Source organism: Streptomyces sparsus, from assembly GCF_054776295.1.
The window spans coordinates 1-2,658 of sequence record NZ_BAAHCA010000684.1; the positions used below are offsets into that span (position 1 = coordinate 1).

At 73.4% G+C, this 2,658-nt stretch carries 3 protein-coding genes; all 3 read left to right on the plus strand.

Features of this window, described 5'->3' with window-relative positions; genetic code table 11:
* The coding region (locus ACYVE9_RS22095) for an outer membrane protein assembly factor BamB family protein (protein ID WP_461029637.1) at positions 1–1,222 on the plus strand (1,222 nt) is incomplete at its 5' end.
* A gap of 224 nt (positions 1,223–1,446) precedes the next feature.
* Positions 1,447–1,962: a hypothetical protein gene (locus ACYVE9_RS22100; protein WP_461029638.1), complete on the plus strand. Its 516-nt coding sequence runs from the start codon at positions 1,447–1,449 to the stop codon at positions 1,960–1,962.
* 85 nt (positions 1,963–2,047) lie between these two features.
* The gene (locus ACYVE9_RS22105; protein ID WP_461029639.1) at positions 2,048–2,404 is read left to right on the plus strand and encodes an Mpo1-like protein; all 357 of its coding nucleotides are present in this window, start codon (positions 2,048–2,050) and stop codon (positions 2,402–2,404) included.
* Positions 2,405–2,658 lie beyond the last annotated feature (254 nt).

Genomic DNA, 2,658 nt, shown 5'->3' on the forward strand with positions numbered 1-2,658 from the left:
CGGCGCGCTGCCCACGCCCCCGGCGCCGACCGCTCCGGTGATGCCGGCTGCCGGGACGGCCGCCGCTCCGACGCCCACCCCGGGTGCGGCGCCGGACCGTTGGCGGCCGTGGCGGTTCCGCATGTCCAACGACGTGTGGGGCACTCCGGTCGTCGTCGACGAGCTGCTGTACGTCACCTCGTTCGAGGTGCACGCGCTTGACGTGGGCACCGGGCGGCGGCAGTTCAAGACCCGCGACGTCGCGTGGTCGATGGCCGTGGCCGACGGCCGGGTGCACGCGTCGGACGGCCCCAGCCTCTTCGCGCTCGACGGCACCGACGGCACCGAACACTGGAAGCAGGCGGTGGACGGCTGGGTGTACACGCTGCGGGCCGACCGCGGCACGCTGCTCACCGGCACCCGGGGCGGCGGCGTCCAGACCTGGGACGCGGCGACCGGTGAGTTGCTGTGGGAACTCACCGGCGCCCAGGTGGACTTCGAGACGCCCGAGGCAGGCCCGGTGCTGCACGCCGGCACGGTGTACCTGTGGGCCGACGGCCGCCTGTCGGCCCGGGACGCGCGTGAGGGCGACGAGCGGTGGTCCTACCCGGTCGGCGACGCGGCAGCCACCGGGGGTGTGCCCGTCCGGCTGCTGCCGACGGACGACGGGGTCGTCTACGTCAGCGCCGGCGCCCGGGTACTCGCCCTGGACGCGGCCACCGGCCACGAGCGGTGGCGCTTCGACGGCCCGGCGGCGTTCCTGTGCCCGCCCGCCTTCGCGCCCGGTCCGGCGGTCGCCGGCGGCGGCGTCTACCTCGCCGACTACCTCGGCACGGTGTACGCCCTGGACGCGGCGAACGGCCACGACCGCTGGCGGATCGCCACCGAGGCCCGGCAGTCCGTCGAGCCGGTGGTCGTCGCGGACGGTCTGGTGCACGTCGGCAGCGGGCGGGCGCTGTACACCATCGACGCGGTGCCCGGCACCGGCCGCTACCGCTTCCAGGCGCAGGGCGACGTGATCGGCGCCCCGGTGGCGGCCGACGGGCGGGTGCACTTCGGCTCGGCCGACCACTCGCTGTACACGCTGGACGCGGTGGGCGGTCAACTCCGTTGGAAACTGGCCACCGGTGGGGAGATCACCGGCGCGCCCGTGGTGTCCGGCGGAGTGCTGTACGCGTGCAGCAAGGACCGCTGCGTGTACGCGCTCGACGCGGCCAAGGGCACCGGACAGGCCCGCCCCTGACGGTGCGTCGGCGGCCGGCGGCTGGGCCGGGCCCTGCCGCCGGCGGGCGGACGGGGGCGGGAGGCGCCGGTGTGGGAACCTCAACGCGCCCTACGGGCGTCCTGGTTCATGCTTGCAGTGAACGCGACAACAGCAGTGAACGCGACAACAGCAGTGAACGCGACAACAGCAGTGAACGCGGCAACAGATGCGCGTGACAACAACAATCGCCTCGGGGGGCTCTCATGATGCGACAGGTAAGACTGGCCGCCGCCGTCACCGTCGTTCTGCTGGCGCTGACCGGCTTCAGCCATGCCGACATCAGCGCCAAGGGCAGCAAGGGCGGCAAGAGCCGCAGCAGCGGCAGCAGCAGCGGCGGCGGATGCAGCAAGAAGTCGTCGTCCAGCAGCAGTGCGTACAAGTCGGACGACCGGAAGTCCAACCGTTCCGGCAACAAGAACCGCTACGGCTCCGGTACCGGGGGCAGCAACAGCGACAGTGCCGACCGTAGCCCGACCGGGCGCGTCCGGAAGTGCGTGACGAGCACCAGGCCCGAGGCGACCGTCATGGTCACCGCGAAGAAGCGGTCCGGCAGCCACCGGGTCAGCATGCGGTTCGTCGACGTGTCCGGGCGCACGGTGGACACCGGCTCGAAGACGGTCCGCCTGCGGGCCGGGCAGAGCCTCAGCGTGCAGGTGCCGATGAACGACCCGGACGTGGTCGACCAGGTGGACGACTGCGTGCTCGAGTCGGTCCGCTGACCGCCGGGACGGCCGACCGCCCACCGGCGGGACGGGGGCCGGCCGGGGCATGGGCTCCGGCCGGCTCAGCGGCTACCGTGCCGGTATGACGGAGCAGCCTGAGCAGACGTTCGACAGCTACGAGGAGTTCTGGCCGTACTACGTGGCCATGCACTCGCGCGCCGCCACCCGCTGGGTCCACCTCACCGGCACGCTGACCGGTCTTGCCATCAGCGCCTACGGGCTCACACGGGGCCGGGCCCGGTACGCGCTGGCGCTGCCGCTGATCGGCTACGGGACGGCCTGGCCCGCGCACTTCCTGATCGAGGGCAACAACCCGGCCACCTTCGGGCACCCGCTGTGGTCGCTGCGCGGTGACGCCCAGATGATCGGCATGATGCTCGCCGGCCGTGACCGGGAACTCGCCGAGACCGCGCAGAAGTGGCTCGCCGAACACGACTGACGGCTGCCGCGGACCGGCCGGGCGCGGGGTCTGCGGTGACCGGCCGGCGGGCACCCCCGTGATCCGCCGGACAGCCACCGAGGGCCGGCCACCCCCGTGACCGGCCCTTCCCCCCCCGCCATCCGTCTGCCCCCCGACGCGACGGATCGGCTGCGTACAGCATGTCGTCCCGCGATAAACGAATGATGAACGCCCGCCGCGTCGGACGCGCGGCCCGCGCCCACCACGGACCGCCGCCCGTCCTCCCCCCGGAC